This window comes from Sphaerospermopsis aphanizomenoides BCCUSP55, from assembly GCF_001586785.1.
GTDB lineage: Bacteria > Cyanobacteriota > Cyanobacteriia > Cyanobacteriales > Nostocaceae > Sphaerospermopsis_A > Sphaerospermopsis_A aphanizomenoides_A.
In genome coordinates this window covers 1-15,742 of sequence record NZ_LUFH02000013.1, presented here as the reverse complement: position 1 = coordinate 15,742, position 15,742 = coordinate 1, and the positions used below count along the sequence as shown (strand labels likewise).

General features: G+C 36.2%; 12 protein-coding genes and 1 riboswitch. Of the genes, 7 read left to right on the top strand and 5 right to left on the bottom strand.

Going from position 1 to position 15,742, the window contains the following annotated elements:
* The first annotated feature begins 15 nt into the window (after window positions 1-15).
* From csx2 to A0J48_RS05010, 4 genes are all read left to right on the top strand, one after another.
* Entirely contained in the window at window positions 16-1,272 is a 1,257-nt protein-coding gene (gene csx2 / locus A0J48_RS05025; protein WP_200320932.1) for a TIGR02221 family CRISPR-associated protein, read from the top strand.
* A 105-nt stretch (window positions 1,273-1,377) separates the two neighbouring features.
* On the top strand, window positions 1,378-3,639 hold the full coding sequence (locus tag A0J48_RS05020) for a heavy metal translocating P-type ATPase (protein ID WP_200320930.1): 2,262 nt from the start codon (window positions 1,378-1,380) through the stop codon (window positions 3,637-3,639).
* 12 nt (window positions 3,640-3,651) lie between these two features.
* Window positions 3,652-3,897 carry a hypothetical protein gene (locus A0J48_RS05015; protein WP_234300725.1) on the top strand — a complete coding sequence of 82 codons (246 nt, stop codon included), beginning with the start codon at window positions 3,652-3,654 and terminating at the stop codon, window positions 3,895-3,897.
* Window positions 3,898-4,318: 421 nt separating this feature from the next.
* Window positions 4,319-4,732, top strand: coding sequence for a heavy metal-responsive transcriptional regulator (locus tag A0J48_RS05010; RefSeq protein ID WP_200320928.1), 414 nt, complete (start codon window positions 4,319-4,321; stop codon window positions 4,730-4,732).
* 153 nt (window positions 4,733-4,885) lie between these two features.
* Here A0J48_RS05010 and A0J48_RS05005 read toward each other — a convergent pair whose 3' ends face one another.
* The gene (locus A0J48_RS05005; protein WP_200320926.1) at window positions 4,886-6,100 is read right to left on the bottom strand and encodes a tetratricopeptide repeat protein; all 1,215 of its coding nucleotides are present in this window, start codon (window positions 6,098-6,100) and stop codon (window positions 4,886-4,888) included.
* A gap of 419 nt (window positions 6,101-6,519) precedes the next feature.
* On the opposite strand from A0J48_RS05005, the gene A0J48_RS05000 reads away from it, so the two are divergent.
* The gene (locus A0J48_RS05000; protein WP_200320924.1) at window positions 6,520-7,299 is read left to right on the top strand and encodes a phosphate ABC transporter ATP-binding protein; all 780 of its coding nucleotides are present in this window, start codon (window positions 6,520-6,522) and stop codon (window positions 7,297-7,299) included.
* A gap of 1,140 nt (window positions 7,300-8,439) precedes the next feature.
* On the opposite strand, the gene cobJ is transcribed toward A0J48_RS05000, so the two are convergent.
* From cobJ to cobG, 4 genes are all read right to left on the bottom strand, one after another.
* Window positions 8,440-9,849, bottom strand: coding sequence for a precorrin-3B C(17)-methyltransferase (gene cobJ, locus A0J48_RS04995; RefSeq protein WP_200320922.1), 1,410 nt, complete (start codon window positions 9,847-9,849; stop codon window positions 8,440-8,442).
* Between the two features lie 120 nt (window positions 9,850-9,969).
* Window positions 9,970-10,674 (bottom strand): precorrin-2 C(20)-methyltransferase, encoded by a 705-nt coding sequence (locus A0J48_RS04990; RefSeq protein WP_200320920.1) that lies wholly within the window; start codon window positions 10,672-10,674, stop codon window positions 9,970-9,972.
* Window positions 10,671-11,300, bottom strand: coding sequence for a precorrin-8X methylmutase (locus A0J48_RS04985; protein ID WP_200320918.1), 630 nt, complete (start codon window positions 11,298-11,300; stop codon window positions 10,671-10,673). Before A0J48_RS04985 ends, A0J48_RS04990 begins: the two co-directional genes overlap by 4 nt.
* A gap of 35 nt (window positions 11,301-11,335) precedes the next feature.
* Entirely contained in the window at window positions 11,336-12,883 is a 1,548-nt protein-coding gene (cobG, locus tag A0J48_RS04980; protein WP_200320916.1) for a precorrin-3B synthase, read from the bottom strand.
* A riboswitch (cobalamin riboswitch) is annotated at window positions 12,862-13,035 on the bottom strand. (Overlaps the previous gene by 22 nt.)
* A 196-nt stretch (window positions 13,036-13,231) precedes the next feature.
* Here cobG and A0J48_RS04975 point away from each other — a divergent pair.
* Both A0J48_RS04975 and A0J48_RS04970 read left to right on the top strand, forming a co-directional pair.
* The gene (locus A0J48_RS04975) at window positions 13,232-14,494 is read left to right on the top strand and encodes a hypothetical protein (protein WP_200320904.1); all 1,263 of its coding nucleotides are present in this window, start codon (window positions 13,232-13,234) and stop codon (window positions 14,492-14,494) included.
* A 7-nt stretch (window positions 14,495-14,501) separates the two neighbouring features.
* Complete coding sequence (locus A0J48_RS04970; protein WP_200320902.1) at window positions 14,502-15,533, top strand: hypothetical protein; 1,032 nt, start codon at window positions 14,502-14,504, stop codon at window positions 15,531-15,533.
* The last annotated feature ends 209 nt before the right edge of the window (window positions 15,534-15,742 follow it).

Here is a 15,742-nt window from a genome sequence, read left to right as displayed (position 1 = left end):
ACAATAGAGGTAAGTATGAAAGCAATTTCATTTTTAGGATTTAATCCCAAAAAAGGTTACGATAGAACTATCTATATTAGTCCTGATGGTAATGATGAATATGAAACAGAATTTTTTCAAGAAGCAATGGTAAAATTCTACAAACCGCAAGTTCTATATGTGCTTTTAACAAATAAAGCTGAAACGGGGATTCCTGAAGATAGAACTGAATCTAATTGGTCGTCTTTACAAAAACGATTAGCTGGTAAGGTTGACTTACAACCTATTAAGAATGTACCAGAAAGTAGCAGCCCTGAAGATTTATGGAAAATTTTTTCTTTATTAACTGAATGCCTTCAAGAAGAAGATAGCGTTTTATTTGATATAACTTATGGATTTAGATTTTTACCAATTGTAGCTTTGATTGCTGTCAGTTACTTACGGATAGTAAGACAGGTAAAAATAGATGGATTAATTTATGGTGCGCTAGATGCTAAAAACAGAGAAACCAATAAAACTCCTATTTTTGACCTATTACCAATAGTCAGCTTACTAGAATGGACAACAGCAACAGACCAATTTCTTAAAACAGGCAACGCTCAAGCACTAGCGGGATTATTAGATAATGGTGATCATACAACTAAGAAATTAGCAAATAATATTGACGAAATAGCAAAGGGGTTACAACTTCTACGTCCAATAGATGTCATGGAAGAAGCTGCATTATTACCTAAAAATATTAAAGCTGTATCATCAATTGTCTCTCAAAGTTTACCACCATTCACAACTCTCCTAAACCGTGTAGAAAATGATTATGGAAGTTTTGGTTTGTCTAACCCAGAAGAATATCAAACTAATGCTAAAGCATCTTTGGTTAAGCAGTTAAGAATGGTTGAATGGTATGTAAATAAGGGTCAAGTTGTTCAAGCTTTATCTTTAGCCAGAGAATGGCTACCCTCATTATTATGTTACTACTTCAATCTTGATCCTCGGAAACAAGGACATCGAGAAGACATGGAAAAGTTGCTAAAAGCACCTACCAACCCAACAGCACAATTAAATTTAGTCAGAGATTTACGTCACTTATCACAATGGTCAAAAGTGCCACAAAGTAAAAAAGAAAAGTTAAGACAACTTTGGAAAGGCAAGTATAATCTCACTAAGCTACGTAATGATGTGTTGCACGCTGGTTGTGGTGAAGACCCAGAGCTAGCAGTAGATATTCTAAATAAAACTAAGAATATTCTTAAAGAATTAAAAGAAGTTGCACTTGCCTGGAATATCTTACCTTAACTAAAGCGATCTAGGATACAAAAATTTTTCCTCCCACCCCTTGACTCTCCAGTGAACTGGAGGATTGAAGATGATAACAGTTGTTAATCATCCCTAAATCCAGTTATGGAAAACACCACCCTCAAACTACGCGGTATGAGTTGTGCTGCTTGTGCTAACAGCGTGGAAAATGCTATTAATTCTGTCCCTGGAGTCAGTGAATGTATCGTTAACTTTAGTGCAGAACAAGCCACAATTAAATATAACCCCAAAATCACAGATATACCAACAATTCAAAACGCCGTAGAAGCCGCAGGTTATTCTGCTTATCCACTGCAAAAACAACAACTTCTTGCCGGAGAAGATGACAGCGAAAAAATATATCGTCAGCGCCAATTACGCCAGTTAATACAAAAAGTCACAGTCGGAGGAATCATTAGTAGTTTACTATTAATAGGTTCTTTACCGATGATGACAGGATTAAATTTACCATTTATTCCCGCATGGTTACATAATCCTTGGACACAATTAATCTTAACTACTCCCGTACAGTTTTGGTGTGGTTATTCCTTTTATATCAATGCTAGTAAAGCCTTTAAACGCCACTCGGCGACAATGGATACTCTCATTGCTTTAGGTACAAGTGCAGCCTATTTTTATTCCCTGTTTGCAACTTTATTTCCTGGCTTTTTCATCAGTCAAGGCATGATGGCAGATGTCTATTATGAAACTGCCGCCATAGTCATTACCTTAATATTATTAGGGAGAATATTTGAAAATCGCGCCAAAGGAAAAACATCCGATGCTATTCGTAAATTAATAGGTTTACAAGCAAAAACAGCCCGCTTAATTCGCAATGGTCAAGAAATTGATGTACCATTAGAAGATGTGCAAATAGGTGATATCATCTTAGTGCGTCCTGGTGAAAAAATACCCGTTGATGGAGAAATCATTGAAGGTACATCAACAATTGATGAAGCAATGATTACAGGTGAAAGTGTACCTGTGAAAAAACAACCAGGAAATGAAGTTATTGGTGCAACAATTAATCAAACTGGCAGTTTTAAATTTAAAGCCACAAGAGTAGGCACAGATACAGTATTAGCACAAATTGTCCAACTAGTACAACAAGCACAAGGTTCTAAAGCCCCCATTCAAAGATTAGCAGACCAGGTAACAGGTTGGTTTGTACCTGCGGTAATAGCAATTTCACTGCTAACTTTTATAATTTGGTTTGATTTTACCGGCAACCTTTCTTTATCACTTATTGCTACAGTTGGTGTTTTAATTATCGCTTGTCCTTGTGCTTTGGGTTTAGCTACACCGACATCTGTGATGGTAGGAACGGGTAAAGGTGCAGAAAACGGCATTTTAATTAAAGGTGCAGAAAGTCTAGAATTAGCCTATAAAATCCAAACCATTGTATTAGATAAAACAGGCACTATTACCCAAGGTAAACCCACAGTTACAGATTTTATCACTGTTCATGGAACAGCCGCAGGTAATGAAATAAAATTACTCAAGTTGGCAGCATCATTAGAACGTAATTCAGAACACCCCTTAGCTGAAGCCGTAGTTAAATATGCCCAAAATCAAGAAGTTGATTTGACGAATGTCATAGATTTTGCAGCAATTTCAGGTAGCGGAGTACAGGGTTTAGTAGATAATCATATTGTACAGATTGGTACAGAAAAATGGATGGAAGAATTAAACATTGATATTTCCGAAATGCAAGAGCAAAAACAACGTTTAGAATATTTTGGTAAAACAGCAATTTTGATAGCTGTTGATGGTACAATTCAAGGATTAATGGGAATTGCCGATGCTATTAAACCTACTTCTAGTCAAACTGTTAAAGCATTACAAAAAATGGGTTTAGAAGTAGTAATGTTAACAGGTGATAATCAACGTACAGCTAATACAATTGCACGGGAAGTAGGAATTGATCGAGTATTTGCTGAAGTCCGTCCTGACCAAAAAGCCAGCACAATTCAAAGATTGCAAAAAGAAAGAAAAATTGTGGCAATGGTGGGAGATGGAATTAATGATGCACCAGCTTTAGCGCAAGCAGATGTGGGAATAGCAATTGGTACAGGAACAGATATAGCCATAGCTGCTAGTGATATTACACTTATTTCCGGTGATTTACAAGGTATTATTACCGCCATCCAACTCAGTCGCGCTACCATTAGAAACATTCAACAAAACCTATTTTTCGCCTTTATTTATAACGTGGCAGGTATTCCCATTGCTGCTGGTATTCTCTTTCCTTTCTTTGGTTGGTTACTCAACCCAATTATCGCTGGTGCAGCAATGGCTTTTAGTTCCGTTTCTGTCGTTACCAATGCCTTAAGATTACGTAAATTTCAAGCCAAAGCAATTATTTAAAGGAGGTCAAAAATGTTGAACAAAAAGATAATTTTCAGCAGTCTTACTACCTACGGAATTATGTTGAGTTTAGCAACTGCTACAGCAATAGCAAACCCAAATCACGAAACATCAACCCAGAAACAACAAACAGCAAAATTACCAACCATCGAACAAACTTTATCAACCAAAACAGCAGTAACAGCAGGAGGTTTAGCATTAATTGGTTTAGAATTATGGTGGTTTTTAATCAGTAAACCCAAATCTAAACAATCGTAAGTATTCAGCTATAGGACTACTATTTGATTTTTGATAGCTTGCGTGGCGTAGCCATACAAAACTCAGTACACCTAAATTCTATAAAACCCTCTTGCCTTTTGCCTCTTGCCTTTTGCCTGCCTACACAAGTAAATTCAGAAACCAAACCGGATTCCTATATCAGTAATCAGTAATCAGCCAATAGCAAGGATTCAGACTTTTTAATTTTAGGAATGTCATTTACATCTGTTTATTTTCATTCTTTGTATTTCAATCTTTCAGGTACATAGCTGACGGCTGACGGCTGAATGCTTACAAACAATCAGAAACTCATCAATAAATTTCATCAAATTCACAAAATTTAACTTTTGCTACTTGACTCTCTAGTTCGCTGGAGAGTTTATCCTAGAGTAGAAAGTGAAATGTAGTGGTAAGTAAAATTATGTTAGCTCAAGACAACTCAAAACTCATAGGTGCAGTTGCTAAAGAAAGTGGTGTACCTATTAAAACTATTCGCTACTATGAAGAACTAGGTTTACTCAAATCATCAGGCAGAACAGAAGGGGGATATAGAATATTTGAACCTGATGTTTTTACAAGATTGAAATTTATTAAACGCGCTCAACATTTAGGTTTAACTTTATCAGAAATCAAAGAATTTTTGAATGTTCATGATCAAGGAGAATTACCTTGTCACCATATTAAAATCAAATTACAAGATAAGTTAACAGCCATTGATGAACAAATTCATCAATTACTTATGTTAAAGCAAGATTTAGAAGGGCTACTTGAAGGTTGGGAAACTGTACATGAAACCAAGTCAGAAACAATTTGTCCCATCATTGAAAAAGAGTAAATTCTTGGCTTGATATAGCAATTACCATTAACATGAGGTACAAGTTGTCATAATTAAACGCAAATGACCGCAGACAAACGCAGATGATTTTCTACTTCACCAGACTAGGAAATGCTATAAGTTGATAAATTTTCTATGGTTTTTCTATGGTTGTCATTTTGATAAGGTTTCAATTTTCTGAGTAAAGTATGTTTCTTGATATTTAAGTTGTTGCGCTATTTCTAATCCTTTTTGAAACGCTGTGAGTGCTTTTGCATCTTCTTTCTGTTCTAAATACAATTGCCCCATTTGATCATAAGCTTGCATCAAACCATAAAAATTTGTGGCTAGTGTTTCCGTTTCTAATAGAATTAGACCAGCTTGCAAAGCTTCATCAATTTGATTTTGGGAACGGTAAAGCTGGATGAGTTTTTGCAAAGCTTCACTAGCAGTAACATATTGTTGTGATTGCCAAGCAGTAACGTAAGCTTCTTGATAGTTGTTAAATGCTTCCTGTCTTAAGTTGGGATTTTCCTTCGCTAAAAATTGATAGTTTTCTGCGATCGCAATTTTTAAACCAGGAATCGGTGTAAGATTATTATCACTAGTATATATTTCCCCTAACTTCCTTAATACAGTAATCGCTTGTTGACGCTGTTTACCTTGCTCATAAATATAAGCTAATTGTTGTAAATACCCGATTTCATTGAGCCTATCATCCTGTTTTATAGCCAAATTTAACAACTCTTGGTAAGTTGTAGCTGCTTGGATATAATCAAACCAACTTAAATGTAATTCTCCAATTTTTTTGAGAGTTTCTAGTTCAGCAGTGGTATTATTTTGTTGTCTAACTAAGATTAAAATTTGCTGATAAGCTCCCACAGCCAATTTAGGAACACGAACATTTTCGTAAGCTTCACCAAGCGATCGCCATAATTCTAAATCATTGCTTTTCTCAGTCTGCATCTGTTTTTCGATTACCTGCAACCGCTGAGTAATATAAGTTACTTGTTGACGCTCATTTTCATTCCAGGCGATTCCACCCACCCGTGATAATGCTTGCACCTGTGACAATGAACCTAAAAAACGCCGCAGTCGCAGTTCTCGGTTCCAAATCTCAAACGCTGCTGGTTTATCACCTGCTTGTAGAGTCATTGTAGCTTCTTGATTTAACTCATCTAGCGCATTTTCCAACTTTTGTAATTCTTGTGCTGTTAACGGTTGTTTTTTGACTGAATCTCTCACCAGCGGATCAGGTGTAGTTATCTCCAACGGACTAGGAGGAAACTTATCCATTTGTTCTGGCTTTTGACTTTCTGCCAGTGTCACAAAACCGCACAGATGCCAGAAAATAATAGTAGTGACTATCAAATTTAAGCGTTTTAGCATGAACAACTTACCTGTCCTCTTGAAAATTCCTAGATAATTTAGCATTACAACTTGTTTGACCCATAGCTAATTTATCAATTTCCGCCTTGTCCATGACATTTAGTTACTAATTTGGAGTTGTCTTTATAAACTCTTTATTTTCCTCAGTCTTAAATGTGCATTTTTCATGTAACCAGACACAGTAAGATAATGAAAATTAGTGATGATAATTTCCTTGCAGGTCAAATTACACTTATAACCCATGTAAACATCTGATGACTAGATATTTGCTGTTTATCTATAGGACTCATCTTTGATTTTTCTAAGCTAGGCACACCTTTATTCCTTGTTTCCTGTTCCCTGTTAAAAGTTCCCTACTTCTACAAGTAGTTTCTGTAATCAAACCAGATTCCTAGAGTTGTTTTCTAAGTTTTGTCAATATGGGTAAAATAATTCCTGCCATCAGAGTTAAAAATTTTAGCTTTTATTATGATAATAAAAAAATCATTGAAGATGTATCAATGGATATTCCCCAAAATAAAATCATAGCTATTATGGGGCCAAGTGGTTGTGGTAAGTCCACTTTTCTGAAATCTCTCAACCGCATGAATGAATTAGAAAGAGAGGTAAGAGTTGAAGGCAAAGTAGAATTTTTTGGTCAAAATATTTATGGTCGTCGTGTTAACTTAAATCGGCTACGTCGTCAAATTAGTATTATCTATGCCAGACCAAATCTTTTTCCCATTAGCATTTATGATAATGTTGCCTATGGAGTCAAACTAATCGGATGGCATCCAAAAGTAGAATTAGATGAGATTGTTGAACTAGCACTTAAAGCTGCTAATCTTTGGGAAGAAGTAAAAAACCAACTATATAAATCCGCGTTAGAACTATCTTTCGGACAACAACAGAGATTGTGTATTGCCCGTGCTTTAGCAGTCAAACCGCAAGTTCTACTCATCGATGAACTTTGTTCGGGACTGGATGCCATTGCTACCATGAAAATTGAAGAACTGATTGAATGTTTACGTTCTGAATTAACAATTGTTTTTGTTTCTCACAACATCCAGCAAGTTTCTCGCTTATCAGATTTTACAGCTTTGTTCCACTATAACGAAAATCGCATTGGCCAACTGCTAGAATTTGCGACCACCAAGAAACTCGTACCCCATACTTTTAATTATCGTACCCGTGATTATGTTGCTGCCCATTTCCGCTAGGCTGACGCTAACAATGTCGGTTCTTCAGTATTTATAGCCTTTTTACTCATGATTTAACATTGATATATCCCTGGCAACTAATTACAATTTTTGGACATTATTCCATCATTTATGTCTTTTTATTTTAGCCATCAATAGAAATTATATATCATGACTGTTTGTTAATTGTGCTACTGGGAAAACATCCTCTTAGCCTATTGCTTGGGTCAGAGAATAGTAGATAGGTAATAGGTAAGAGAAAAATATTTATTATTACTAATAAACCATACTTGATATTAGGGATATTTATCAAGTTTATTTTTTAACACAAAAATATTTTTGATCAATCAACAGCTTTCCCAGATAATATTTGTCTTTCTGTCACTTGTGCGTAAGTTAAAAAGATAAATAAAATGTCCGCAAGAGCGGACATATATCAGGGCTTCTGTCACTTTTATTGGCTACAATCATGTCTGGAACATGATGCTTTTATTGTTGATTATAAAAATAAAAATATCAAGCTTTTTATATCAATTACATAGACATAAATGCTTTATTTATATCTTTTTCTTTAAGTTTTTATATAATTTTTTCTCTCTTCCTATCCCCTATCCACTCTTAACTGGTATCTAATCCCATAAATATAATAAGTATTCAACTAAACATGATAAGTAAGTCAGCACGAAAAAACCACGGTATGTAACAAAATATAAAATTGCTAAAAGCTTCTTCCCTCCTGCCTTGCCATAACACAAAATATAAAAATCCAGGCATTTATTTTTAGACATAAATCCTGTCTTTATGTCCTTGCGGCATCAAAAATTCTGGTATTTTGAAATTACAAAGGTAAAGGTGGTCAGGTATGAAAGCCCTAGGAATAAATTTTTATTCTTGGGGCTTTATTTATATAGGACGTGACAGGTGACAGAGTTTAAATATCAAATTAATTAATTTGGGTGTGTAAGGATTCAGGATATAGAATACAGGATAGAGAATAAATGAGAGTTTTCGAGAGATTCTTGATAATTGATGAGAAAACGTACTTCTTTAGCTGACTGCTACAAACAAATATTCTGACTCCTGACTCCTGACTTCTGAATTCTTACTTGGGTGTAAGGTTTAAAAACCGTGATAGCTGACTGCTGATGACTAAATGCTTACTCACATTTGGTAACGACGCGGCGTATATACCCAAAGATTATTATCCGTGGTTTGCATCTGGCGAGTTTGAGAAGAACCAACAATAATTAAAGTTCGCATATCAGCATCTTGTGGTTCTAATTGTTCAAGAGTAATCACTTTCACCGCTTGTCCGGGTCTGCCCATATTTCGCCCTAATACTACTGGAGTATCTGGTTTTCTATATCGAAGTAAAATATTTTTAGCTTCTGCTAATTGCCAAGTCCGTTCTTTGGAAACAGGATTATAAAAAGCAATCACAAAATCGCCCTGTGCTGCGGCGGCGATACGTTGAGTAATAATTTCCCAAGGTTTTAAAATGTCAGATAAAGAAATAGCACAAAAGTCATGGCCTAAAGGTGCGCCAATAGCTGCTGCTGTGGCTTGCATAGCCGAGATTCCAGGGGCAACTTGAATATCAATATTTTGCCATTCTGGTTTGTTGTAGCGGTCTAAAACCTCAAACACAGCGGTAGCCATTGCATAGATACCAGGGTCTCCAGAAGAAACCACAACAACATACTTTCCTTGGGCTGCTAAGTCTAGGGCAAATTTTGCTCTTGCTTCTTCTTCTCGATTATCAGACTCATGGAGAATTTTGCCATCGGCTAAAGAACCAATTAAATTGATATAAGTTTGATAACCGACTAAATCAGTAGCTGCATCGAGAATTTCTTTGACTTCAGGTGACATCCACTTTAATGCACCAGGTCCAGTCCCAATAATGGCTAATTTTCCTCGTGGTTTATCAATACTTTCCGATTTTTCCAGTTGATAAACTAAACAATTGAGTTGAGGATTACCCAAACTTTCAGTAACCTGAATTGTTAACTCTCCATTCGGGTCAATTGGTAATTTACTTTCAATCAACCAAGGCGCTGTTCCTTCTAATTTAACTTTTGCCCCTGCCAATAAATCAGCAATAAATTTTTTCCCATCCTCTGGGTTAGCTAAACGATAACCAGGAGGAGGAGATAATAAAGCTGTATGAAAACGTAAATCTCCGGTGGTTGTAATTGCAGGTTTGACGTTTAATACTTGTGCAATTTGACGGGCTAAATCATTAACTCCACTCAGTCCACCCAATAGAGGTACTACCGCACTTCCATCTTCAGCTACAGCTAATACTGGCGGTTCTTGACCTTTATCTGTAATTAGGGGTGCGAGAGTTCTAATCAGAATTCCGGCTGCACACATACCAATTAAAGGTGTTCCCGCAGCGAATAATTCCCGTAGGGTATCGCCAAAATTGGTAAAACTAACATCAACATCAACAGTGCGACTGGCTAAACCGTACAATTTCGCCCCTGGAAAAATGCTGGTGATTTTCCGCCCTACAGTTAAACTATTTTGACCGAGTATTACTACAGCAGGTGCAACCCCTGTTTTCATAAATTACCTAGAAAATTCAAAATGATAAAAGAGGATGAAGAGGTGACAGGTGACAGGGAATAGGGAATAGGTAAAAGGCTTGAGAAAAAATTTCCCATCTTCCCTACACCCCCCGACAATTTACAATTTCTGCTTTGTCGGTATAACAATCATAGAAAAATAAGGAACTTCCTCTGGGTTCACTTCATCTAAAGGTACAATTCTTTGCTGTGCCATTGTTGCCCGTTCAATATATTTTGCCCGTGATGCTAGTCCTAATTGATGGAGGATATCTCGGACTTTGGTAAAATGGCGACCCAATTTCATAATTGCTGCTGCATCTGTAGCTAGAAGATGGGAAATCAGCGTTTCTGTGGGCAGCGTACCTGGTAGAACTGTGAGAATATCGTTGTAGTAGGTAAAGGGTACACCCAATGACACTGGACAGGCCATGAGTGAAGAAACTCCTGGTACAACTTCCGTTTGGTACTGCTCAGATAAACGAGTAAAAAGATACATAAAAGAACCGTAAAAAAACGGATCGCCTTCACACAGTACCACCACGTCCTGACCTGCTGCCAGATGGTCAGCTATGGGTTGAACTTCTCGGTCGTAGATGGATGTGGCTTTTTCTGGTTCTAAGGCACGGGGAAGATGAAACAAGACTTCAATTTGATTTCCAGGTAAATATTGAGACACTATTTTTCTGGCGATGCTGTCCTTGTCTATTGCTGATTGATAGGCAATAACGGGGACAGATTGTAATAAGCGCAGAGCTTTTAATGTCAACAGTTCTGGATCTCCCGGACCGACACCAACACCATACAGACGACCTTTTGAGTTCATATTTCTTCCTCTGTTGCTAGGGCATTAATGGCAGCAGCTGCGATCGCACTTCCACCACGTCGTCCGTGTAAAGTTAAAAATGGTACATTATAGTTATGTTGTGTTAAGGCTATTTTGGATTCTGCTGCACCCACAAAACCCACCGGAAAACCTAATATTAATGCCGGACGTGGCACTCCCTCATCCAGGATTTCCAATAACCGGAATAGGGCTGTAGGTGCATTACCAATAGCGACAACTGCCCCATCTAGATGAAAACGCCATAATTCTAAAGCAGATGCTGACCTGGTGTTTGTCAACCGTTTGGCTATGGTTGGAACTTCTGGGTCATTGATAGTGCAGATAACTCGGTTATTGGCAGGTAATCTTTTGCGAGTTACACCTTCAGCTACCATGTGGCAATCACACAAAATTGGTGCGCCTGCTGCTAAGGCTTTTCTACCTGCTTGCACAGCCGTTTCTGAATATCCCAAGTCAGCAACAATATCCGTCATTCCACAGGCATGAATCAGGCGGACAGCAACTTTTGCTACATCTTTTGGGAGAGAATCTAGATTTGCTTCTTCCCGAATGATAGAAAAAGAGTTCCGGTAGATTTCATTAGCATCGCGTATATAGTTAAACATAAGTCATTGGTAATGGGTATTTGGTGAACGGTCATTTAAGGAGATAATTGTAGCAATTGAGATGTACCATAACGGTAGACAAATTCCCTAAATGATTCATCAAAACTTAATCGTTGATTTTGATAGACTTGCAACATTTGCGAAATCAAGTTTGGTAATTCAGTCAAGGTCACATATTCATATAGTTGATAACCAAATTTTTGTAAAGTACCATCAGTGACATATACTTGATAGCCTTCTACAGATTTATTTTCTAGCTCACGACTAACACCAAGCAAGGTAATATCAGCTTGGTTGTGTTGAGCGCAAGATTTAGCACAACCGCTAAAATGGATATTGACTGGATAATCTAGGGTAAGATGATTTTCCAGATAATTTGCTAACGCCAAAGCATGATCTTTAGTTTCCGTTGCGGATGCAGCACAACCCCGCTTACCAGAACAAGCTACTAAAGCACTTTTGACATCATTTTGTGAGATATTTAACTCTAAGTTGTGAATCTCTGTATTGACTTCAGCAAGTTTTGTTTGGGGAATGTGAGTAATCAGCAAATTCTGCCAAGGTGTTAGCCTTAAACTACCATTACCATATTTTGTAGCTAAACTAGCTAAACCCCTAATTTGCCAACTTTTTAAACGTCCTAGAGGTAAAACTATCCCTATATAGAATAAACCGGGCTGGCGTTGAGGATAAATCCCAAGATGGTAAAACTTTTCCTTTTGATACTTTTGTACAGAAAGTAAGGAGCGTGAGGTCAATAATTGATCATCAGTAAATTCAGAATTATTGACTTTTAATTGCTGTTGAACTTGTTGAAGATAATTTTCTACACCTAAAGCATTGATAACTTCTCGTAACCGAGGTTTACGGCGTAATTTTACATCTGTGTGTTGTAAATAAACATCAGCTAAAGCAGCTAAAACCGGGATACATTCTTGTAGTTTTAACAAAATTCCTGTGTCTTGGGGTGGTTTTCCCTTTTCACCACAACTGAGATACAACCGAAAATAAATATGAGGAGTTTTTTCATTTCCATTTAGCAATTCTGCCGCTAAAGTAATATCGTTAACACAATTTTTTACAGCAACTTTGCCACCACCATCAAAACAAACGCTAAATTTAGCAGATAGTCCTGATAAATGGGAATGTGCTGTAATGTAGTCATCCCAAGCTTTCACTAAAGGAAGAGTATCTATTAATTCCTGGGGATCAATACCCGCAGTGGGGCTAGTCATAATGTTGCGGATCTGGTCTACAGTGGGATTAGTAGAACCTAAACCCAATTGCTGTAAACCTTGGAGAGCATCAATACTGATTCCGGTTTTGATTTCTCGTATTTGCAAATTAGCGCGGTTTGTCACATCAACATAGCCACCACCATAATCATCAGCTATATTGGCAATAGTGCAGCACTGCTCACTAGTAAGAATGCCACCGGGAATTCTGATGCGAGATAGGATCCCATCTTGGGCTGGTGTGGAGTAAAATAAACCTGGACAGGCAGTAAATGCAGACAACAAAATTGTGACTCCTTCCCTGTGCAACGCAGAGACAGAACTTAAGGTTCTTCCTGGCTTTGGCATTCTGACTCGTTCAATTTTAGATGTCGTGATTTTAGAGTTTTCCTCGGTCTCAAGAGTCTAAAATTGCATTACAGCTGCGGCACAGTCCCGGAATTGCACCGGAGTTTCCCAACTCCAAGATTTAGGATTATATCACAACTAGTATTTATGGGGTGGATTGTTTACAAAACTATAATTTTTGACTTGATACGGTTTGGTACTACGGCTTCTTGTTTGAAAATAAAGCGTGTGATAATTTTTACATTCTATTTACTTGCTCATATATATTTTATGCTAAAAAAGCACACAAATTATTGCGACAATGTAATATAATAAATTTGATATTGAGGCTAATCATCGGGCATTAATATGTCTATAGACAAAACAACTGAAGGTGCATGGATTATTCATCATACAGATAAAATAAATGATTTTGTCCATGCAGCTAATGATTTTGAAGCCATTAATTTTGCTGGAAAGTGTGGATTATTACTTTCTAGTTTAGCTGCTTCGGAAGAACACTTTATATCTGAAGAGAAATTAAAAACTTTAGCTAGTGCAATTAAGATTAATCGAAAGTCCGAGTTACCCAGTATATTAACTGAGCTTGAAAGACAAAAGCTAATCAGCAGTCATCCATTAGGATTTAATATTTTAGGATTAACCACAAACACAACATTAGAATATACAGCATCAATTTTTTATGAAAACGAGCCGAAAAACTATGAAATTGCAGTTATAGAATTGTCAGAAAAAACTTCTGAATTACCTATCGATTCTGAAAGTGCAAAAGAATATATAAGTGACATTTATAAAATTTCTAGCTCGGAAGTAGATCACATCTTGAACTCTTCAGAACAAATTGGTTTTGTGGATGTAGAAAATGTAGATTCTTCAAGGAAAATGATATTTAATGGAAATCTATTTCGACGAGATGAAGTGCAAAAAATTAATGCAATTTGTTCATCTCTTTCTGAAGCTCAAGTCAGAAAAATAAAAGAGCTAGATGAAAATTTGAAAACTTCAGGGTGCGTACCTGTGTCGTTAGCTCATCAAATTCTTGGAGAAAAGCTATTTAAAAGTTTAAATTTTATTGGATTTTATGATGTTAATGCAGTTAATAACGAACAGGGTAATTTTAAATTCGTTACAAAACCATCAGCTTTCTCAAAGTTTGGTAATGCTGCTGTCGAGGATGCCTTTGATCTAGCAAAAGCTTTCGTGACTTCTTTAACATTTGGTATGATTCAAAGTGAAAGTAATAGAGGCAAGATTACAAGAATTCAGCAGCTTATGCGTAAGCTCATAAATGGTGAATGGGTTGGTCCTGCGACAGCTATAGGACAGGACTATCAAATATTAGAGCTTCGTGGTGTTATTCAGGTTAAAAAATCACAGCAATACCCAGGTCGATTTTCGATGAAACTATTGAAGAAAGATGTTGGAGAGTTGGCACTCAAGGTAATTACCAGTGGTGATATTAGTACCGAAGCTCTTTTATCTTTACCAAGTGCATCTATAACTGGTTACATTGGTCCAGAGAGAAATAGAGCTTATGAGCGCAAGTCAAACACACCACAAATTCAAAATAATGTGGGTGAATTATTAGATATATTGAGAACAGGTTTATAGTTGTGCTATGAAAACAGAACTTGGCAAAGGTGAGATAGCAGAGGAAGTTCTTAGAAGCTATTTTATAGAACATGGTTATTTTGTAGTTCGTTCACTTCCTTTTGCATATAATCAAATTGATATTACTGATGTTGATTTATGGCTTTATGAAAAAGCTTCACCTTTTACCAGAGAGAGAACTAATGTTGACATTAAAAATAGAAGTAACCCTCAAGCATTTGAAAGAATAATTTGGGCGAAGGGTTTACAAGCTACTTTAAAACTAGAAAGAGCTATGGTTGCTACAACATCTACTAGAAAAGAAGCGAGAGATTTCGGTTTGGCGAATGAAGTAATTGTATTAGAAGGTAATTTTTTGAACAATTTAATTCAAAAGGGAATTAGCCTAAATAGAATAACAGAAGAAATTTTTTTATTAGATATTGAAAAAGAAAGTTATGGCAAAGGCAAAGATGATTGGAAGGGAAGATATAAAGCATCTAAAGGTAGACTTTTGAGTAAATTAAATTTTGATGGATGCAACGAATATTTAAGAGAAATTAATTACTTCCTTGAACAATCTTTACTAAGAGTGGATCAAAATCTCACACCTCTAAGGCTTTTTTATGTAAATATTGCATTTTTACTAATTTGTATTGATTTTATGATCAAAAATCATATATGTCTTGATCAGAAGACACGGATGGAATTTTTGGCAAATGGATTTAACTATGGTGAGAGGGGTAAAGAGCGTACAGACAGCATAACTAACGCTGCTATAAAGTTGGCATCATCTGTTATAGCAAACCCTAGCATACCCAGAACCTTACAAATGGAAGTAAATAAACAAATTAAAGGCAGACCAGTTGAAATTCTAGCCGACTTCTTTTCAAGAGATTCTAGTATAAATTCGTTGTTTGAAATTGCTAAATTATTTGAATGTTTTTCTTATTCACAAGTGATTTCACCACCTTCAAAACTACCAGTAGAATTACAAAGTATAATAGCTCTAATAGCGGATTTTTTTCATATAGATAGAAAAAGAATTTTGAGTATTTAATATATATTATATTAATCGCTTTGCGTATCTTAATACTTAATACGTGTCAGCCAATTGCAGAAATTAAACCAGTTTTACTTACTTCTCAACACATGATATATTATGCTTTATATGCTAACTAATTTACTATTTATTTGGTTACTTCGTTATCTGAAGATATTTTAACTAGTTTCATTTATTAATTAAACTATTATTAAAACTTTTTTGTA